At 58.9% G+C, this 16,521-nt stretch carries 17 protein-coding genes; 7 read left to right on the top strand and 10 right to left on the bottom strand.

Going from position 1 to position 16,521, the window contains the following annotated elements; genetic code table 11:
- Positions 1 to 143 precede the first annotated feature (143 nt).
- The 4 genes from cpxP to ACSJLU_RS24100 all read left to right on the top strand — a co-directional run bounded on the left by cpxP (position 144) and on the right by ACSJLU_RS24100 (position 4,025).
- Positions 144 to 623: a cell-envelope stress modulator CpxP gene (cpxP, locus tag ACSJLU_RS24115; protein WP_004931122.1), complete on the top strand. Its 480-nt coding sequence runs from the start codon at positions 144 to 146 to the stop codon at positions 621 to 623.
- Positions 624 to 755: 132 nt separating this feature from the next.
- Complete coding sequence (gene fieF / locus ACSJLU_RS24110) at positions 756 to 1,658, top strand: CDF family cation-efflux transporter FieF (RefSeq protein ID WP_043141001.1); 903 nt, start codon at positions 756 to 758, stop codon at positions 1,656 to 1,658.
- Between the two features lie 231 nt (positions 1,659 to 1,889).
- Positions 1,890 to 2,852 (top strand): 6-phosphofructokinase, encoded by a 963-nt coding sequence (gene pfkA / locus ACSJLU_RS24105; protein WP_004931116.1) that lies wholly within the window; start codon positions 1,890 to 1,892, stop codon positions 2,850 to 2,852.
- A gap of 183 nt (positions 2,853 to 3,035) precedes the next feature.
- Positions 3,036 to 4,025 carry a sulfate ABC transporter substrate-binding protein gene (locus ACSJLU_RS24100; protein ID WP_043140999.1) on the top strand — a complete coding sequence of 330 codons (990 nt, stop codon included), beginning with the start codon at positions 3,036 to 3,038 and terminating at the stop codon, positions 4,023 to 4,025.
- A 65-nt stretch (positions 4,026 to 4,090) separates the two neighbouring features.
- Here the strand turns inward: ACSJLU_RS24100 and tpiA are convergent, their stop codons facing one another.
- Both tpiA and ACSJLU_RS24090 read right to left on the bottom strand, forming a co-directional pair.
- Positions 4,091 to 4,858, bottom strand: coding sequence for a triose-phosphate isomerase (tpiA, locus tag ACSJLU_RS24095; protein ID WP_004931113.1), 768 nt, complete (start codon positions 4,856 to 4,858; stop codon positions 4,091 to 4,093).
- A 127-nt stretch (positions 4,859 to 4,985) separates the two neighbouring features.
- Positions 4,986 to 5,570, bottom strand: coding sequence for a DUF1454 family protein (locus tag ACSJLU_RS24090; protein WP_043140996.1), 585 nt, complete (start codon positions 5,568 to 5,570; stop codon positions 4,986 to 4,988).
- Between the two features lie 199 nt (positions 5,571 to 5,769).
- Between ACSJLU_RS24090 and ACSJLU_RS24085 the strand changes: the two genes are divergently transcribed.
- Complete coding sequence (locus ACSJLU_RS24085) at positions 5,770 to 6,189, top strand: DUF805 domain-containing protein (protein ID WP_016929710.1); 420 nt, start codon at positions 5,770 to 5,772, stop codon at positions 6,187 to 6,189.
- Positions 6,190 to 6,200: 11 nt separating this feature from the next.
- On the opposite strand, the gene fpr is transcribed toward ACSJLU_RS24085, so the two are convergent.
- Together fpr and ACSJLU_RS24075 are read right to left on the bottom strand one after the other, a co-directional pair.
- On the bottom strand, positions 6,201 to 6,947 hold the full coding sequence (fpr, locus tag ACSJLU_RS24080) for a ferredoxin--NADP(+) reductase (protein WP_004931107.1): 747 nt from the start codon (positions 6,945 to 6,947) through the stop codon (positions 6,201 to 6,203).
- Positions 6,948 to 6,950: 3 nt separating this feature from the next.
- Complete coding sequence (locus tag ACSJLU_RS24075; protein WP_043140982.1) at positions 6,951 to 7,562, bottom strand: helix-turn-helix transcriptional regulator; 612 nt, start codon at positions 7,560 to 7,562, stop codon at positions 6,951 to 6,953.
- Between the two features lie 297 nt (positions 7,563 to 7,859).
- On the opposite strand from ACSJLU_RS24075, the gene emrD reads away from it, so the two are divergent.
- Entirely contained in the window at positions 7,860 to 9,044 is a 1,185-nt protein-coding gene (emrD, locus tag ACSJLU_RS24070; RefSeq protein WP_025304666.1) for a multidrug efflux MFS transporter EmrD, read from the top strand.
- Positions 9,045 to 9,238: 194 nt separating this feature from the next.
- Here emrD and glpX read toward each other — a convergent pair whose 3' ends face one another.
- From glpX to ACSJLU_RS24055, 3 genes are all read right to left on the bottom strand, one after another.
- A complete protein-coding gene (gene glpX / locus ACSJLU_RS24065) occupies positions 9,239 to 10,249 on the bottom strand; it encodes a class II fructose-bisphosphatase (RefSeq protein ID WP_342096787.1) in 1,011 nt (336 codons plus the stop codon).
- Between the two features lie 129 nt (positions 10,250 to 10,378).
- A complete protein-coding gene (gene glpK, locus ACSJLU_RS24060) occupies positions 10,379 to 11,887 on the bottom strand; it encodes a glycerol kinase GlpK (RefSeq protein WP_025304664.1) in 1,509 nt (502 codons plus the stop codon).
- Positions 11,888 to 11,929: 42 nt separating this feature from the next.
- A complete protein-coding gene (locus tag ACSJLU_RS24055) occupies positions 11,930 to 12,775 on the bottom strand; it encodes an MIP/aquaporin family protein (RefSeq protein WP_004931095.1) in 846 nt (281 codons plus the stop codon).
- A 524-nt stretch (positions 12,776 to 13,299) separates the two neighbouring features.
- Here ACSJLU_RS24055 and zapB point away from each other — a divergent pair.
- Complete coding sequence (gene zapB, locus ACSJLU_RS24050) at positions 13,300 to 13,539, top strand: septal ring assembly protein ZapB (RefSeq protein WP_004931092.1); 240 nt, start codon at positions 13,300 to 13,302, stop codon at positions 13,537 to 13,539.
- Between the two features lie 60 nt (positions 13,540 to 13,599).
- Here the strand turns inward: zapB and rraA are convergent, their stop codons facing one another.
- From rraA to hslU, 3 genes are all read right to left on the bottom strand, one after another.
- Positions 13,600 to 14,085: a ribonuclease E activity regulator RraA gene (gene rraA, locus ACSJLU_RS24045; RefSeq protein ID WP_004931090.1), complete on the bottom strand. Its 486-nt coding sequence runs from the start codon at positions 14,083 to 14,085 to the stop codon at positions 13,600 to 13,602.
- Positions 14,086 to 14,160: 75 nt separating this feature from the next.
- Positions 14,161 to 15,078: a 1,4-dihydroxy-2-naphthoate polyprenyltransferase gene (locus ACSJLU_RS24040; protein ID WP_015379416.1), complete on the bottom strand. Its 918-nt coding sequence runs from the start codon at positions 15,076 to 15,078 to the stop codon at positions 14,161 to 14,163.
- A 96-nt stretch (positions 15,079 to 15,174) separates the two neighbouring features.
- Positions 15,175 to 16,509, bottom strand: a complete 1,335-nt coding sequence (gene hslU, locus ACSJLU_RS24035) for an HslU--HslV peptidase ATPase subunit (RefSeq protein WP_025304663.1) — start codon at positions 16,507 to 16,509, stop codon at positions 15,175 to 15,177.
- Positions 16,510 to 16,521 lie beyond the last annotated feature (12 nt).

Raw genomic sequence — 16,521 nt, 5'->3', positions numbered from 1 at the left:
TTTACCTCCAGACGCAAAATACGTCATCAACTGTTGCCATTCCATGACTTTACGTAGTTTTACATGCACTGACGCAGGTTTTCAGGTGTAGCGGTACACTGCTCCTCGTTGATTCGCAAAGTGAGAAAGCTTGAGGAGTTGAAATGCGTAAGGTGACCGCATTAGTTATGGCATCACTGCTGGCAATTGGTTCGACCGCTGCCTTCGCTGCCGACACTATACCGGACACAGCCCAACCTCCCGGCAACGACGCGATGACCCGAATACCCGGCCAGCACCATATGTTCGACGGTGTCAGCCTCAGCGAACAGCAGCGCCAGCAAATGCGCGATTTGATGCGTCAGGCCCGGCACGATCTGCCTGGTGTCAATGTAGCTGAAATGGAAGCCATGCATAAACTGGTGACCGCAGAGAAATTTGACGAAGCCGCCGTGTACGCCCAGGCGGAGAAGATGGCCCAACAGCAGGTCAAGCGCCAGGTCGAAATGGCCCGGGTGCGCAACCAAATGTATAACCTGCTGACGCCAGAGCAAAAAAGTGTTTTAGACCAGAAACATCAGCAGCGTATGCAGCAGATGGAGCAACAAATTTCTGGTTTGCAGCAAGCTTCTGCCCAGAAGTGAAGTACGACTGAGTAGTCCCCTGTTTTTCCTTGCCATAGACACCATCCCTGTCTTCCCCGCCATGATGGCGGGGTTTTTTTTATCCGACATTTCGCTATATTGAGCGCCACACCTTTTGACCGGGATCCCTTAATGGAACAGCGTTATGCTCGCCTGGTAAAGTCCGCTGCGTTGGCCGCAACTGCGTTGGCGTCGTCGCTGCTGTTGATCAAAATCGTCGCCTGGTACCACACCGGTTCGGTCAGCCTGTTGGCGGCGCTGGTGGATTCGTTGGTCGATATCGCCGCCTCGCTGACCAACCTTCTGGTGGTGCGTTATTCGCTGCAGCCGGCCGATGCCGAGCACACCTTCGGCCACGGCAAAGCGGAGTCGCTGGCGGCGCTGGCGCAAAGCATGTTTATTTCCGGCTCCGCCCTGTTTCTGTTCCTCACCGGCTTCCAGCACCTGTATGCGCCGCAAACGCTGCGCGATCCCGGCGTTGGGATCGTCGTGACGGTGATCGCGTTAATCAGCACCCTGATTCTGGTCACCTATCAACGTTGGGTGGTCAGGAAAACCCGTAGCCAGGCGGTGCGCGCAGATATGCTGCATTATCAGTCAGATGTCATGATGAATGGTGCTATTCTTATCGCTCTTGGGCTAAGCTGGTACGGCTTCCACCGGGCAGATGCGCTGTTCGCGCTGGGCATCGGCGTATACATCCTCTATAGCGCGCTGCGCATGGGCTACGAAGCGGTGCAGTCGCTACTGGATCGGGCGTTGCCGGATGACGAACGCCAGGCGATTATCGAGGTGGTTTCCTCCTGGCCCGGGGTGAAAGGCGCGCACGATCTGCGCACGCGTCAGTCGGGGCCGACGCGTTTCATCCAGCTGCATCTGGAGATGGAAGACACGCTGCCGCTGCGTGAGGCGCATCGGTTGGCCGATCAGGTGGAACAGGCGTTGCGACACCGTTTTGCGGGGGCGGACGTCATCATTCACCTGGATCCGTGCTCCGTGGTGCCGCCGGGTAGGCAGGGGCATTGGGAGCTATAATCAGATAGAGGCATAGCGCGAAGTATTATCATGAATATCTGAGTTAGCTCAGCGTGCCATGCGGTGTTTTTACCGTTATATTGCGTGACTTGAATCAATTCAGCTGGGTGTTTTTGATATAATATCCAGCAATAAGCCGTAAAGCTGGTTTTCTGCAGCCGGAGAGGTTTCAAGACGATCGGCGGAGACAGAATTCTTAAGAAATTGCATCTACACAGTTCAGAGGTAGTCATGATCAAGAAAATCGGTGTACTGACGAGCGGCGGTGATTCGCCGGGTATGAACGCTGCAATCCGCGGCGTTGTGCGTTCTGCGCTTTCAGAAGGTCTGGAAGTTTTTGGTATTTACGATGGCTACCTTGGCTTGTACGAAGATCGCATGGAGCAGCTGGACCGCTATAGCGTGTCCGACATGATCAACCGCGGCGGCACCTTCCTCGGCTCGGCCCGCTTCCCGGAGTTCAGGGATGAAAACGTGCGCGCCAAGGCGATTGAAAACCTGAAGAATCGCGGCATCGACGCGCTGGTGGTGATCGGCGGCGACGGTTCCTACATGGGCGCCAAACGCCTGACGGAAGAAGGCTTCCCGTGCATCGGCCTGCCAGGCACCATCGATAACGATGTCGCCGGTACCGACTACACTATCGGTTACTTCACCGCGCTGGAAACCGTGGTGGAAGCGATCGACCGCCTGCGCGATACCTCCTCGTCGCACCAGCGTATCTCCATCGTGGAAGTGATGGGCCGTTACTGCGGCGATCTGACGCTGGCGGCGGCGATTGCCGGCGGTTGCGAATTCATCGTGCTGCCTGAAATCGAATTCAATCGCGAAGATCTGGTGTGCGAAATCAAGGCCGGTATCGCCAAGGGTAAAAAACACGCCATCGTGGCGATCACCGAGCACATCTGCGACATCGATGAGCTGGCGCGCCACATCGAGCAGGAAACCAAGCGTGAAACCCGCGCCACCGTGCTGGGCCACATTCAACGCGGTGGTTCACCGGTCGCCTACGACCGCATCCTGGCCTCGCGCATGGGCGCCTACGCCATCGAACTGCTGCTGCAGGGTTACGGCGGCCGCTGCGTCGGTATCCAGAACGAAAAAATGGTGCATCACGACATCATCGACGCGATCGAAAACATGAAGCGTCCGTTCAAGGGCGACTGGCTGGAAACGGCGAAAAAGCTGTACTGATTCGCCGCTCTCCGCGCGCCGAAAGCCTCCGCATGCGGGGGCTTTTTTATGCTTGTCGGCGACATATTCCAGAATCATCTATCCCAAAATTTTTTATTCTTTAATTGCCGGGAAAGTTTCTGGCAGGCTCTGATGCTAAATCAACCGATTGAGGTTGCGTTAATTTTCTGGGAGAGCTTGTCGATGCGTAAATGGGGTGTAGGTCTGACATTGGTGCTGTTGGCGTCCGGCGCCATGGCGAAGGATATTCAGTTGCTGAACGTGTCATACGATCCGACGCGTGAGTTCTATCAGGCTTACAACACGGCATTCAGCAAGCACTATCAGGCGGAAACCGGCGACAAGGTGACGGTGCGACAGTCGCACGGCGGTTCCGGCAAACAGGCGACCTCGGTGATCAACGGCATCGAGGCCGACGTGGTGACGCTGGCGCTGGCCTATGACGTTGACGCTATCGCCGAACGCGGGCGCATTGAGAAAGACTGGATAAAACGCTTGCCGGACAACTCGGCGCCTTACACGTCGACCATCGTCTTCCTGGTGCGCAAAGGCAACCCGAAGCAAATTCATGACTGGCCTGACTTGATTAAGCCGGGCGTGTCGGTGATCACCCCGAATCCGAAAACCTCCGGTGGCGCCCGCTGGAATTACCTGGCCGCCTGGGGCTACGCGTTGCACCACAACAACAACGATAAGGCCAAGGCGCAGGACTTCGTCAAAAACCTGTACAAGAACGTCGAAGTGCTGGATTCCGGCGCGCGCGGCTCGACCAACACCTTCGTTGAGCGCGGCATCGGCGACGTGCTGATCGCTTGGGAAAACGAAGCGTTGCTGGCGGAGAAAGAGCTGGGCAAAGACAAGTTCGAGATTATTACGCCGAGCGAATCGATCCTGGCCGAACCGACGGTGTCGGTGGTGGATAAGGTCGTCGATAAACGTGGTACCCGCGACGTGGCGACCGCCTACCTGAAGTATCTGTATTCACCGGAAGGGCAGACTATTGCGGCGCAGAACTATTATCGCCCGCGCGATGCGGCGGTGGCGGCCAAGTTCGCCGGGCAGTTCCCGCAGCTGAAGTTGTTCACCGTGGATGACACTTTCGGCGGCTGGACCGAAGCGCAGAAGGTGCACTTCGCTACCGGCGGCGTGTTCGACGAAATAAGCAAACGCTGATGCCGTTTGAGAGGCAATAAAAAACCCCGGCAAGCCGGGGTTTTTTTATGGCAAGCCTAGGGCAATCAGGCTTTTTTTGCTGCGGCAGCGGCTTTGACGATCACGGCGAAAGCGTCGGCTTTCAGCGAGGCGCCGCCAACCAGCGCGCCGTCGATGTCCGGCTGGGAGAACAGCTCTGCGGCGTTCTTGTCGTTCACCGAACCGCCGTACTGGATGATGATTTCAGCGGCAACCGCGGCATCGTGTTTGGCGATGTGATCGCGGATAAATTTGTGCACGGCCTGTGCCTGTGCAGGGGTCGCGGATTTGCCGGTACCGATGGCCCAGACCGGCTCATAGGCGATCACGGTGCCTTTCATCGCCGGTGCGCCCAGCGTTTTCAGCACGGCGTCGATCTGGCGCGCGCACACTTCTTCAGTTTTGCCCGCCGCGTTTTCCGCTTCGGTTTCACCGATGCACAGTACCGGGATCAGGCCGGCTTCTTTCAGCACGGCGAATTTCTCGGCGATCACTTCGTCGCTTTCTTTGTGGTAGGTACGACGCTCGGAGTGGCCGATGATGATGTACTGGGCGCCGACGTCTTTCAGCATGTTGGCGGAAACTTCACCGGTGAAGGCGCCGGACAGGTTAACGTCCACGTTCTGCGCGCCCAGCGCGATGCGGCTGCCGGCCAGCGCGTGCTTGGCCTGATCCAGATACATCACCGGTGGGGCGATGGCGACGCCACAGCCGTCAACGCTGCTCAGCTCATTGCGCAGACCGGCGATCAGTTCGTTGACCATGTGAGTGCTGCCGTTAAGCTTCCAGTTACCCATAACTAATGGATGACGCATGTTTTTTCCTCCAACTAGGGAACGCGAGAGTCGAAATGACAACTGCCGGACCGGCAGTTTACCTGCCCAACAGTATAGAGATCATTAAGCGCGAAGGCTTTGCTTTTCGTCATTAAATGCCGCGCCATTACGGCTCGGAAAGCGCTAGCTTAATCGGTTCAACCGCGAAGGTTACGCCTTTATCGCCGTTGTCCGAGACGACATAGCGAATGGCGCCGACCTGCTGTTGGTAAAAGCGCGATCCTTTGCCTTTTTCCAGCAGGCTGTTCACCTTGTTCTGGCTCTGCTCCACCGTCAACGCCGGTTCGAACTGGCGCATCAGCGCCGCCATGTAGTTGATGGCGATGGCGCGCGCGGCTTTTTCTTCATTGGCCTGCTGCAGCGGCAGATGAGTGATCTGCAACGTTTTGATTTTACCGGTGCCTTTCTCCAGCGCGGTGGAGGCATACAGGTTTTCGTTGAGTTTGCTGGCGGCGCGCGTCAGCAGCGGCGAATCGTCTTCGGTGGCGGGAATGGCGCGGAATTCGCCAATCGGCAGCTTCGGGTTGTCGCGATTGTATTTTTCGCGGAATTTGACCACCGTCAGATCGAACGTCGGCGCCCCGGCCAGCAGGTAAGGTGCGGCGGGTGCTGCATCGGCGGGCGGCGGATCGGCCCAGGCGCTGGCGGCGGCCTGCAACAGGCAGGCAATGACGAGGGTTTTTCTCAGCATGGCGTATGGCATCAAGGACAAAGATGGCTCCGATTAAAGCGATAACTCGCGGGCCTTGTCAAAGATCCCACGCCATTATCGGTTCGCTGACGAGAAAGCTGTGCGGCGCACCGCGTTATGCGAGGCGGAAAACTCGGCCCGGCAGCGCCTATGTTACACTGCGGCGCAGAATATGGGCAGGCTTAGAGCGCAGGAATCGATGACGTTACAACAGTGGTGTTTTTCTTTTAAGGGTCGCATTGGGCGGCGCGACTTCTGGATCTGGATGGGGCTGTGGTTGGTGCTGATGGCGGCGGCGTTTACGCTGGCCAATTATCAGCTGATCGCCATCCAATCCATCGCCTTCTTTATCGTGGCGCTGCTGTGGCCGACGGCGGCGGTGCTGGTCAAACGCCTGCACGATCGCAACAAGGCCGGCTGGTGGGCGCTGCTGCTGATCCTGGCGTGGATGCTGGCGGCAGGGAACTGGCAGATGCTGGCGCCGATCTGGCAATGGGGCGTCGGGCGTTTCATCCCGACGCTGATTATCGTGATGATGATGATCGATCTGGGCGCCTTCGTCGGCACGCCGGGAGACAATCGGTTCGGCCCGGAAGCCGAACCGGTGAAGTTTCGCTGATCCCCTTTGGGTTACCAGTAGTGTTCGCTGGTGATGTGGCCCGGTTTACGGCGCAGGTGTTTGCGCATCTGGCGGTGGTCTTTCAGCGTTTGCTGGGTGTCCCGCACCATCTGCGGGTTGCCGCACAGCATCACGTGGCTGGTTTCGGCGTCGATGGTCAAGCCGATCGCCGCTTCCAGCCGGCCGTCCTCGATCAGCGCCGGCACGCGGCCGGTCAGTGAACCGGGCGTTTCTTCGCGGCTGACGACGGTCTGGATACGCAGCTTGCCGTTGTAGCGTTGCTGCAGTTGTTGCATCAGCGGCAGGTAGCTCAGATCGCGCGCGAAACGCGCGGCGTGCACCAGCACCAGGTTGTTAAAGCGTTCCAGGCCGACGCCCTGCTGCAGAATCGATAAATAGGGGCCGATGGCGGTGCCGGTCGCCAGCATCCACAGCGTGTCGCAGTCGGGCACCTCGTCCAGCACGAAGAAGCCGGCCGCTTCTTTGGTCACCATCACGTCCGACCCCGGCCGTAGCTGATTGAGGCGCGGGCTCAGTTTGCCTTCCGGCACCGTCACCAGATAGAACTCCAGGTTGGCGTCGTCGGGGGCATTGACGTAGGAGTAGGCGCGTTGCACCCGTTCGCCGTCGATCTCCAGCGCCAGTTTGGCGAATTGCCCGGCGGTGAAAGGATCGATGGGGGCATTGACCACCAGGCTGAACAGCCCGTCGGTCCATTGTTTTACCTGCGTAACTTTGCCGTTTACCCATTCAGCCATACTCTAAAGCTCCCGTGGTCGAATCAAATAAGCACAATGTCGTGAGCCGGAAATGGCGTGCGCGGTGCGCTCTACCCGGTAGTTGTTACCGAACAGGCGATGAAACAGCTGCAGTTCGGAATTGCACAGGCTGCTGCAGTTGGAACCGGCCACGCCGATCGGACAGTGGTTTTCCACCAGTAGCGCACCGTGCGGATGGTCGAGCAATTCTGCCATGTAACCGTCGTGTTGCCGCAGACGCACTAGGCGGGTTAACCGGTCCTGATGGCTGCGTTCGGCGGACAGCTCTTCGGTGTAACGCAGATAAAGCTGCTCTTCGCGCGCGCTGAGCAACGGTTCCACGCCGGCGCCGCCAAACAGCTGCAGCGCGGATGCCCGCAGCCGCTCCTGATCGGCGGCCACATAGGCGTGCCCCCGTTCGGTCAGCGACCAGTAGCGCGTCGGGCGGCCGACCTTGCTGCGCGCTTCTTCGTAACAAACCAACTCACGTTTTTCCAGGGATTGCAGATGTTGTCGGATGCCCATCGGCGTGATGTCCAGACGCTCCGCCAGCATTTTGGCCGAGTGCGGGCCGAGAGCCTTTAACTGCAATAAAATCAGCTCAGGTGTTTTCATGAACCAAATCCCTATGGTGTTATTTTATTTCAAGTTGATGAAAATAATTATCGATTAAATGCTAAAGCCCGGCTACTGCAAGGGCGCTATTTTTAACTCCAAAGCGTTAGACGTACAGTTTAATTTACGAGCCTGGTCGGGTTTGCTGCCAGTGTGACCTGGATCAATATCTGCCTGAAACTCGCTAAAAAAATCAGATTTGATTAGTTTATGCCGCCATAGAGGGCTGCTCGCCGTTCTGGCTGCTGCAACGGCCATACCGGGACGCTGTGACGAGTTGAAACGTTAACGAAGATAATGAGAAAACTAGAGAATTTTCACCTGCTGGTGATGCTTATCCTGTTGGTTGCCGTCGGCCAGATGGCGCAAACCATTTATGTTCCCGTGATTGCTGATATCGCCCACGATCTGTCGGTTCGTACCGGCGCCGTGCAACGGGTGATGGCGGCGTATCTGCTAACCTACGGTTTCTCCCAGCTGATTTACGGGCCAATATCGGATCGTATTGGGCGTCGTCCGGTGATCCTGACGGGTATGATGATCTTCCTGGTTGGCGCGCTGGGCGCGTTGCTGTCCACCAACCTGACGATGCTGGTCGCCGCCAGCGCCATCCAGGGGATGGGCACCGGCGTGGCGGGCGTGATGGCGCGCACCATGCCGCGCGATCTGTATGCCGGCACCGCGCTGCGCTATGCCAACAGCCTGCTGAACATGGGGATTTTGGTCAGCCCGCTGCTGGCGCCGGTGATCGGCGGCGCGCTGGCAATGGTGTTCGGCTGGCGCGCCTGTTACGCCTTCCTGCTGGCGCTGTGCGCCTGCGTCGCCTTCGCGATGTTCCGATGGTTGCCGGAAACCCGCCCGGTGCAAACTGAAAAACGCCGCATGCTGGCCAGTTTCCGCCAGCTGCTGAGCGACAGCACCTTCAGTTGCTATCTGGTGATGCTGATCGGCGCGCTGGCGGGGATTGCGGTATTTGAAGCCAGCTGCGGCGTGTTGATGGGTGGCGTGTTGGGGTTGAGCGGCCTGACCGTCAGCATCCTGTTCATTCTGCCGATCCCGGCGGCGTTTTTCGGTGCCTGGTACGCCGGGCGCGACGGCAAAACCTTCCACACCCTGATGTGGCATTCGGTGCTGAGCTGTCTATTGGCGGGAGCGATGATGTGGATCCCGGGCTGGTTCGGCGTGATGAATATCTGGACGCTGATCGTGCCGGCTGCATTGTTCTTCTTCGGCGCCGGCATGCTGTTCCCGCTGGCGACCACCGGGGCGATGGAGCCGTTCCCTTACCTGGCCGGCGCGGCGGGCGCGTTGGTGGGCGGTATGCAGAACATGGGGTCCGGTCTGGCGACCTGGCTTTCCGCCATGCTGCCGCAAACCGGGCAGTTCAGCCTCGGATTGCTGATGTTCGCGATGGCGCTGTTGATCCTGCTGTGCTGGTGGCCGCTGTCCAACCGGATGCAGCATCAGGGACACACCGCATAACGACAGGGCGCCATTCGGCGCCCTCATACCGTTGACAAAAGGGAGAAAAAACGTGGTTTTTCTCCCCTTTGTGGCTATTAGCCGAAAATCAATAAATTGATTTTCCTTGTTTTCTATTCGCTGCTCTCTGCCAACCCGGCAAGGGCATGAGGTTTGCCATCAATCATCAGGGCGCCATTCGGCGCCCTGTTTCGTTACAGCAGAAACTCGTGCAGCGCCGGGTCTTTGCGATCCAGATAGTGGGTTGAACGGATGCGGCGGATGGTGCGCGACTTGCCGCGGATCAGCAGGGTTTCGGTTGTGGCCATGTTGCCCTGGCGGCTGATGCCCTCCAGCAGATCGCCCTTGGTGATGCCGGTGGCGGAGAAGATCACGTTGTCGTTGCGCGCCATCTGATCCAGACGCAGCGCCTGACCGGCTTCGATACCCATTTCCCGGCAGCGCGCCAGCTCCTGTTCGCCGATGCGGCGGTTTTCGGCGCTGTCGCCTTTCACCTTATGGCGCGGCAGCAAACGCGCCTGCATGTCGCCGTCCAGCGCGCGGATCACTGCGGCTGAGATCACCCCTTCCGGCGCGCCGCCGATGCCATACATCACATCGACCTCGCTTTCCGGCATGCAGGTGAGAATGGAGGCCGCCACGTCGCCGTCAGGAATGGCGAATACCCGCACGCCCAGCTGCTGCATCTGCGCGATGACGCCGTCGTGGCGCGGTTTGGCCAACACGATGACCGTCAGCTGTGACAGCGGTTTGCTCAGCCGCGCGGCGACGTTCCGCAGGTTCTCCGCCAGCGGCAGATTGAGATCGATGGCGCCGCGCGCCGCCGGGCCGACCACCAGCTTCTCCATGTACATGTCCGGCGCGTGCAGGAAGGTGCCGCGATCGCCCACCGCCAAGACCGCCAGCGCGTTGTATTGGCCCATGGCGGTCATGCGGGTGCCTTCGATCGGATCAACAGCGATGTCGACCGCGTCGCCCTGGCCGCTGCCGACCTGTTCGCCGATATACAGCATCGGCGCTTCGTCGATCTCGCCTTCGCCGATCACGATGCGCCCATCGATGTCCACTTTGTTGAGCATGATGCGCATGGCGTGGACCGCCGCACCGTCGGCGGCGTTCTTGTCGCCGCGTCCCAGCCATTTGTAGCCCGCCAGCGCAGCGGCTTCGGTAACGCGGGAAAATTCGATGGCTAATTCACGTTTCATGGCAAACCTGTCTGTGAGAAAGGGAAGAAAATATCGGCAAAGTCTATCACAGCGCGGCGCCGGCGGGGCGGGGCAAAAAAAAGCGCCGCCCGCAGGCAGCGCAATTGGGGGGTAACGGCAAGGCTGGGTTTAGTCGTGATCTTCCCACGCCTGCGCGCGTGCCACCGCTTTTTTCCAGCCGCTGTAGCGGTAGTTGCGTTCGGTGGTTTCGATGCTTGGGCGGAATTCACGCTCAATCACCGCTTTGCTCTTCACCTCATCCAGATCGTTCCAGTAGCCGATGGCCAGGCCCGCCAGGAACGCGGCGCCCAACGCCGTCGATTCACGCACTTCAGGGCGCTCTACGCGGGTGCCGAGGATATCGGACTGGAACTGCATCAGGAAGTTGTTGGCGACCGCGCCGCCGTCCACGCGCAGCGATTGCAGGCGGGTGTTGGCGTCGGCCTGCATGGCGTCCAGCACGTCGCGAGTCTGGAAGGCGATGGATTCCAGCGTGGCGCGGATGATGTGGTTGCTGTTGGCGCCGCGGGTCAGGCCAAAGATGGCGCCGCGGGCATACGGGTCCCAGTAGGGCGCGCCCAGGCCGGTGAAGGCCGGCACCACGTAGACGCCGTTGCTGTCTTTCACTTTGGTGGCGAAATATTCGGAGTCGGCGGCGTCGCTGATCAGTTTCAGCTCGTCGCGCAGCCACTGGATAGACGCACCGCCGATGAACACCGCGCCTTCCAGCGCATAGTTCACTTCGCCGCGTGGGCCGCAGGCGATGGTGGTCAGCAGGCCGTTTTTCGAACGCACCGCTTCTTTGCCGGTGTTCATCAGCAGGAAGCAGCCGGTGCCGTAGGTGTTCTTCGCCATGCCCGGTTGAACGCACAGCTGGCCGTACAATGCCGCTTGCTGGTCACCGGCGATACCGGCGATAGGAATACGCGTGCCGCCCTTACCGCCGATGTTGGTCTGGCCGTACACCTCGGAGGAAGGACGGACTTTCGGCAGCATGGCGCGCGGGATATCCAGCACTTCCAGCATGCGCTCGTCCCAGTCCAGCTCGTGGATGTTGAACATCATGGTACGTGAGGCGTTGGTGTAATCGGTGACGTGTACGCGCCCCTGGGTCATCTTCCACACCAGCCAGGTATCGACGGTGCCGAACAGCAGTTCGCCGCGTTTGGCGCGCTCGCGGGCGCCTTCGACGTTGTCCAGGATCCACTTCACCTTGGTGCCGGAGAAGTACGGGTCAACCACCAGGCCGGTGTTGTGACGGATGTACTCTTCCAGGCCGTCGCGTTTGAGCTTCTCACAGATGTCGGCGGTACGGCGGCACTGCCAGACGATGGCGTTGTAGACCGGCTTGCCGGTCTCTTTTTCCCAGACGATGGTGGTTTCGCGCTGGTTGGTGATGCCGATGCCGGCGATCTGATCGGAATTGATGTCGGCTTTCGCCAGCACTTCTACCAACGTCGAGCTTTGCGACGCCCAGATTTCCATCGGGTCGTGCTCAACCCAGCCGGCCTTTGGATAGATCTGCGGGAATTCGCGCTGCGATACCGCAACGATGTTGGCGTCGTGATCGAGCACGACGGCGCGTGAGCTGGTGGTCCCTTGGTCGAGTGCGACAATGTATTTTTTTTCTACAGTCATGGTAATTATCCTGCTGTTGTTAACCGTGTAAAACTGCACCCATCACGCTTTGCGCTGCTGGGTCTTGGCGTCGGGCTCTTCTTCCGTCACGCAGACGTCGCACGGCAGGTGGCGGCCAATCAGCGCGCGGTAACCGAAAGCGCCCAGGCCACAGCCGACGATAGGAGCGAAGATCGGCACCAGGAAGTATGGGATGTCGCGTGCGCCGGTGAAGGCGACTTTGCCCCAGCCGGCCAGGTAGGCGAACAGTTTCGGGCCGAAGTCACGCGCCGGGTTCAACGCAAAGCCGGTCAATGGTCCCATGGAGGCGCCGATCACGGCAATCAGAATACCGATCAGCAGCGGTGCCAGCGGGCCGCGCGGAATGCCGTTGCCGTCGTCGGTCAGCGCCAGGATCAGGCACATCAGGATTGCCGCGATCACCATTTCTACCAGGAAGGCCTGGCCGACGGAGATGTGCGCGTTAGGGTAAGTCGAGAAGATGCCGGCCAGTTCGAGGCTTTCGTTGCTGCCGCGCACCATGTGGTGCGCCGCTTCGAAGTCGAAGAACAGGTTGTAGTACAGCCCGTAAACCAGGGCGGCGGCGCAGAAGGCGCCGGCGATCTGCGCAATGATGTAAGGCACCACTTTGCGCCCGTCGAAGCAGGCGAACAGCCACAGGGCGAGGGTGACCGCCGGGTTGAGATGCGCGCCGGAAATGGCGGCGGTCAGATAGATGGCCATGGCGACGCCGAGGCCCCAAATGATGCTGATTTCCCACTGGCCGAAGCTGGCGCCCGCCAGTTTCAGTGCGGCAACGCAGCCTACGCCAAAGAAGATCAGCAGCGCCGTGCCGAGGAACTCGGCGATGCACTGGCCTTTTAATGTCGGACTGGTGGTTTGGCTCATAATGTTGGTGTCCTGCAAAACGGCGGTTGTTGGTTTATAGGCTCAGTTGGGTAGAGATCCGGCCTATGGGCACAGTTTTTTTCATCTCGTCCAATTATTGAATGAGGACGTGATGTAAATTTATCGTTAACGAACATAAACGAGAAATAGCGAAATCAAAATGTGTGTGGCGCGTCATAAAATTGAGCGATTTCGCGTCGTTTAGTGTTCTTTCTGAGCCATAAAAGTGTGATCTGACCAGTGCTTTGGTGAGGGCTGTTAACAACTCGCGGCGATGATGGTGGGGATTTTCAGTTTTTACTGATGGTGAGGGCAGGAAAATTGCAACAGACTGCGCGATGATCCGGTATGTTGCTAGACAGGCGGAGACTGGCTACTTACAATCGTTTTTAACGAATCGAGACTGGCGCGCCTTCCGTAACGGCGCGCGTCACTGAGCGCGATGCAATATTCGCAGTAGCTGCAGCCGACGTTGCGGCCGCTACTTATAGATGTACGCCTTGCTATCATGAGGGGACTGAAGCATGTCATTTGAAGTATTTGAGAAACTGGAAGCAAAAGTACAGCAGGCGATTGATACCATCACCTTGTTGCAGATGGAAATTGAAGAGCTGAAAGACAAAAACAACTCTCTGTCGCAGGAAGTTCAGGCTGCCTCCGGCAACCACGAAGCGCTGGTGCGCGAAAACCAACAGCTGAAAGAAGAACAGCACGTATGGCAAGATCGCCTGCGCGCGCTGCTGGGCAAAATGGAAGAGGTCTGATTCCTCACGCCATGCAGCAACGAAAAGGGCGCCTCAGGCGCCCTTTTTCATGTCCGAAAATCACTCGATGTCGAGCGGGTCTTCGGAGAGGATGATGCCGGTGTTGTCGGCATACAGGTGATCGCCGGAGAAGAAGGTGACGCCACCGAAGTTGACGCGGATATCGCTTTCGCCCACGCCTTCGCTTACGGCACCCGCCGGGATCGCCGCCATCGCCTGAATGCCGATGTCGAGCTCTTCCAGATCGTCCACCTGGCGCACCGCGCCGTACACCACGATGCCTTCCCATTCGTTCTGGGCGGCCAGGCGCGCCAGTTCGGCGTTGATCAGCGCCCGGCGAACCGAACCGCCGCCGTCGACCAACAGCACGCGGCCGCGGCCGTTTTCTTCAAGCAGATCGAATAACAGGCCGTTATCCTCAAAGCATTTCACCGTGGTGATCTGCCCGCCAAATGAAGTACGCCCGCCAAAATTGGAGAACAGAGGTTCAACAACGTTCACCTCTTCATGATAGATGTCGCAAAGTTCGGAAGTATCGTATTTCATAGGATTTTACGTCTGTTTGCCGCAGGAATGTTCAGTATATCCCTTTATTCGCCCTGTTGGCAAAATCATCAGTTTTTAACTGAGCGCCACGCCGATGGCGAACAGCAGGTTGGCCAGCAACGCCGCCTTGACCATGTGCTCCAGCATCGGCCGCATGCCGACCGGCGTCGGATCGCGCAGCACGCGCAGGCCGTGGCGCACCAGCAGCGGGATCGCCAGCACGAACAGCCAACCCCACGGACTGTGGAGGTTGAACAGCGTAAACAGCGCGAAACACAGCACCGCGCCGCCGAGCAGCAGGGCATGGTAAATGCGCGCCTTGTGCGGGCCGAGACGCACCGCCAGCGTATTCTTGCCGTTTTCGCGATCGCTCTCGATATCGCGCAGATTATTGATGTTGAGCACCGCCGTCGCCAGCAGGCCGCAGGCGGTGGCCGGCAGCATCACGACGCTGTCGAAGGTGTGCGTTTGCAAATAGTAGGTGCCGGCCACGCTCAGCCAGCCGAAGAACACCAGCACCGAGATGTCGCCCAGCCCCAAATACCCGTAGGGTTTGTTGCCGACGGTGTAAGTGATCGCCGCCACGATAGACAGCCCGCCCAGCACCAGGAAGCCCACCACGTCGCTGGGTTGCTCGCAGGCGACGGCGATCAGCGAACAGCCGGCGAGGGCGATCAGCACCACTGTCACCACCAGCGCCCGCTTCATCTGCGCCTGGGTGATCATGCCTTTTTGCATGCCGCGCAATGGCCCGATGCGATCTTCTTTGTCGCTGCCTTTGACCGCATCGCCGTAGTCGTTCGCCAGGTTGGAGAGGATCTGCAGCAGACCGGCGGTCAACAGCGCCAGCAGCGCCACTTCAGGTTTCAGGCTGCCGTGCCAGGCGGCGATCGCCGAGCCGACCACGATGGAGGCAAAGGCCAACGGCAGGGTGCGGGGGCGTAGACTTTCCAGCCAGGCGGAAATCGGGGTGGTGGAGGTTGATGAGCTCATGTTTCGCTTCTGTCAGTAAGTTGCGGTGTCCGTTAGAAATAATTGTGGGAGGCAATGCCTCCCACACAGATGACTGACAAGACAATGATTGAGCGATTATAGGATAAAACGACTCAAATCTTCATCCGCCACCAGTTCATCCAGATGACTGCGCACGTAATCCGCATCAATTGTAATGGATTGGCCATTAATTTCACTCGCATCGTAGGAAATATCTTCCATCAGACGCTCCAGCACGGTGTGCAGACGACGCGCGCCGATGTTCTCGGTGCTTTCGTTGACCTGCCACGCGGCTTCGGCGATGCGGCGGATGCCGTCGGCGGTGAACTCGATATTGACGCCTTCGGTGCCCATCAGCGCTTTGTACTGTTCGGTCAGCGATGCGCTCGGCTCGGTCAGGATGCGCTCGAAGTCTTCGGTAGTCAGCGCCTGCAGCTCAACGCGGATCGGCAGACGGCCCTGTAGTTCTGGGATCAGATCCGACGGGTTGGCGGTCTGGAACGCACCGGAAGCGATGAACAGGATGTGGTCGGTCTTCACCATACCGTGCTTGGTGGATACGGTGCAGCCTTCCACCAGCGGCAGCAGATCGCGTTGCACGCCTTCGCGCGAGACGTCCGGGCCGGAGCTCTGGCCGCCGCGCTTACAGATTTTGTCGATCTCATCGATAAACACGATGCCGTGCTGTTCAACCGCTTCGATCGCCTGCTCTTTCAGCTCTTCCGGGTTCACCAGCTTGGCGGCTTCTTCTTCCACCAGCAGCTTGAAGGCTTCTTTGATCTTCACCTTGCGCGGCTTTTGCTTCTGGCCGCCGAGGTTCTGGAACATCGACTGCAGCTGGTTGGTCATCTCTTCCATGCCCGGAGGCGCCATGATTTCCACGCCCATCGGCGCCGCGGCCAGATCGATTTCGATCTCTTTATCGTCCAGCTGGCCTTCGCGCAGTTTCTTGCGGAATGCCTGACGGGCGGCGGACGGCTCCTGATGCTCTTCCGGCTGGCCCCAGTTGTTCTTGGCCGGCGGGATCAGCACGTCGAGGATGCGCTCTTCGGCCAACTCTTCGGCACGGGTGCGGTTTTTCTCGATCGACTGCATGCGCACCATTTTGATGGCGGCATCGGTCAGATCGCGGATGATGGAGTCCACTTCTTTGCCCACATAGCCCACTTCGGTGAACTTGGTGGCTTCAACCTTGATGAACGGCGCGTTGGCCAGCTTCGCCAGACGACGGGCGATTTCGGTTTTACCGACGCCGGTCGGGCCGATCATCAGAATGTTTTTCGGGGTCACTTCGTGACGCAGCATCTCGTTGAGCTGCATCCGGCGCCAGCGGTTGCGCAGGGCAATGGCGACAGCGCGTTTGGCCTTGTTTTGGCCAATGATATAGCTGTCCAGTTCGCTGACGATCTCGCGCGGGGTCATTTCAGACATGGTATTCGATCC

This window comes from Serratia bockelmannii, assembly GCF_051803255.1.
In the GTDB taxonomy this organism is placed as follows: Bacteria; Pseudomonadota; Gammaproteobacteria; order Enterobacterales; family Enterobacteriaceae; genus Serratia; species Serratia bockelmannii.
This window is presented reverse-complemented; position numbering and strand designations above follow the sequence as displayed.

Bases quoted from the DNA above. Each gene is read 5' to 3' on its own strand.
- fieF (WP_043141001.1), top strand. From the start codon at position 756: ATGGAACAGCGTTATGCTCGCCTGGTAAAGTCCGCTGCGTTGGCCGCA.
- ACSJLU_RS24040 (WP_015379416.1), bottom strand. From the start codon at position 15,078: ATGAGCTCATCAACCTCCACCACCCCGATTTCCGCCTGGCTGGAAAGT.
- ACSJLU_RS24085 (WP_016929710.1), top strand. From the start codon at position 5,770: ATGACGTTACAACAGTGGTGTTTTTCTTTTAAGGGTCGCATTGGGCGG.
- rraA (WP_004931090.1), bottom strand. From the start codon at position 14,085: ATGAAATACGATACTTCCGAACTTTGCGACATCTATCATGAAGAGGTG.
- ACSJLU_RS24090 (WP_043140996.1), bottom strand. From the start codon at position 5,570: ATGCTGAGAAAAACCCTCGTCATTGCCTGCCTGTTGCAGGCCGCCGCC.
- glpX (WP_342096787.1), bottom strand. From the start codon at position 10,249: ATGAAACGTGAATTAGCCATCGAATTTTCCCGCGTTACCGAAGCCGCT.
- glpK (WP_025304664.1), bottom strand. From the start codon at position 11,887: ATGACTGTAGAAAAAAAATACATTGTCGCACTCGACCAAGGGACCACC.
- hslU (WP_025304663.1), bottom strand. From the start codon at position 16,509: ATGTCTGAAATGACCCCGCGCGAGATCGTCAGCGAACTGGACAGCTAT.
- ACSJLU_RS24055 (WP_004931095.1), bottom strand. From the start codon at position 12,775: ATGAGCCAAACCACCAGTCCGACATTAAAAGGCCAGTGCATCGCCGAG.
- ACSJLU_RS24100 (WP_043140999.1), top strand. From the start codon at position 3,036: ATGCGTAAATGGGGTGTAGGTCTGACATTGGTGCTGTTGGCGTCCGGC.
- zapB (WP_004931092.1), top strand. From the start codon at position 13,300: ATGTCATTTGAAGTATTTGAGAAACTGGAAGCAAAAGTACAGCAGGCG.
- cpxP (WP_004931122.1), top strand. From the start codon at position 144: ATGCGTAAGGTGACCGCATTAGTTATGGCATCACTGCTGGCAATTGGT.
- pfkA (WP_004931116.1), top strand. From the start codon at position 1,890: ATGATCAAGAAAATCGGTGTACTGACGAGCGGCGGTGATTCGCCGGGT.
- emrD (WP_025304666.1), top strand. From the start codon at position 7,860: ATGAGAAAACTAGAGAATTTTCACCTGCTGGTGATGCTTATCCTGTTG.
- fpr (WP_004931107.1), bottom strand. From the start codon at position 6,947: ATGGCTGAATGGGTAAACGGCAAAGTTACGCAGGTAAAACAATGGACC.
- ACSJLU_RS24075 (WP_043140982.1), bottom strand. From the start codon at position 7,562: ATGAAAACACCTGAGCTGATTTTATTGCAGTTAAAGGCTCTCGGCCCG.
- tpiA (WP_004931113.1), bottom strand. From the start codon at position 4,858: ATGCGTCATCCATTAGTTATGGGTAACTGGAAGCTTAACGGCAGCACT.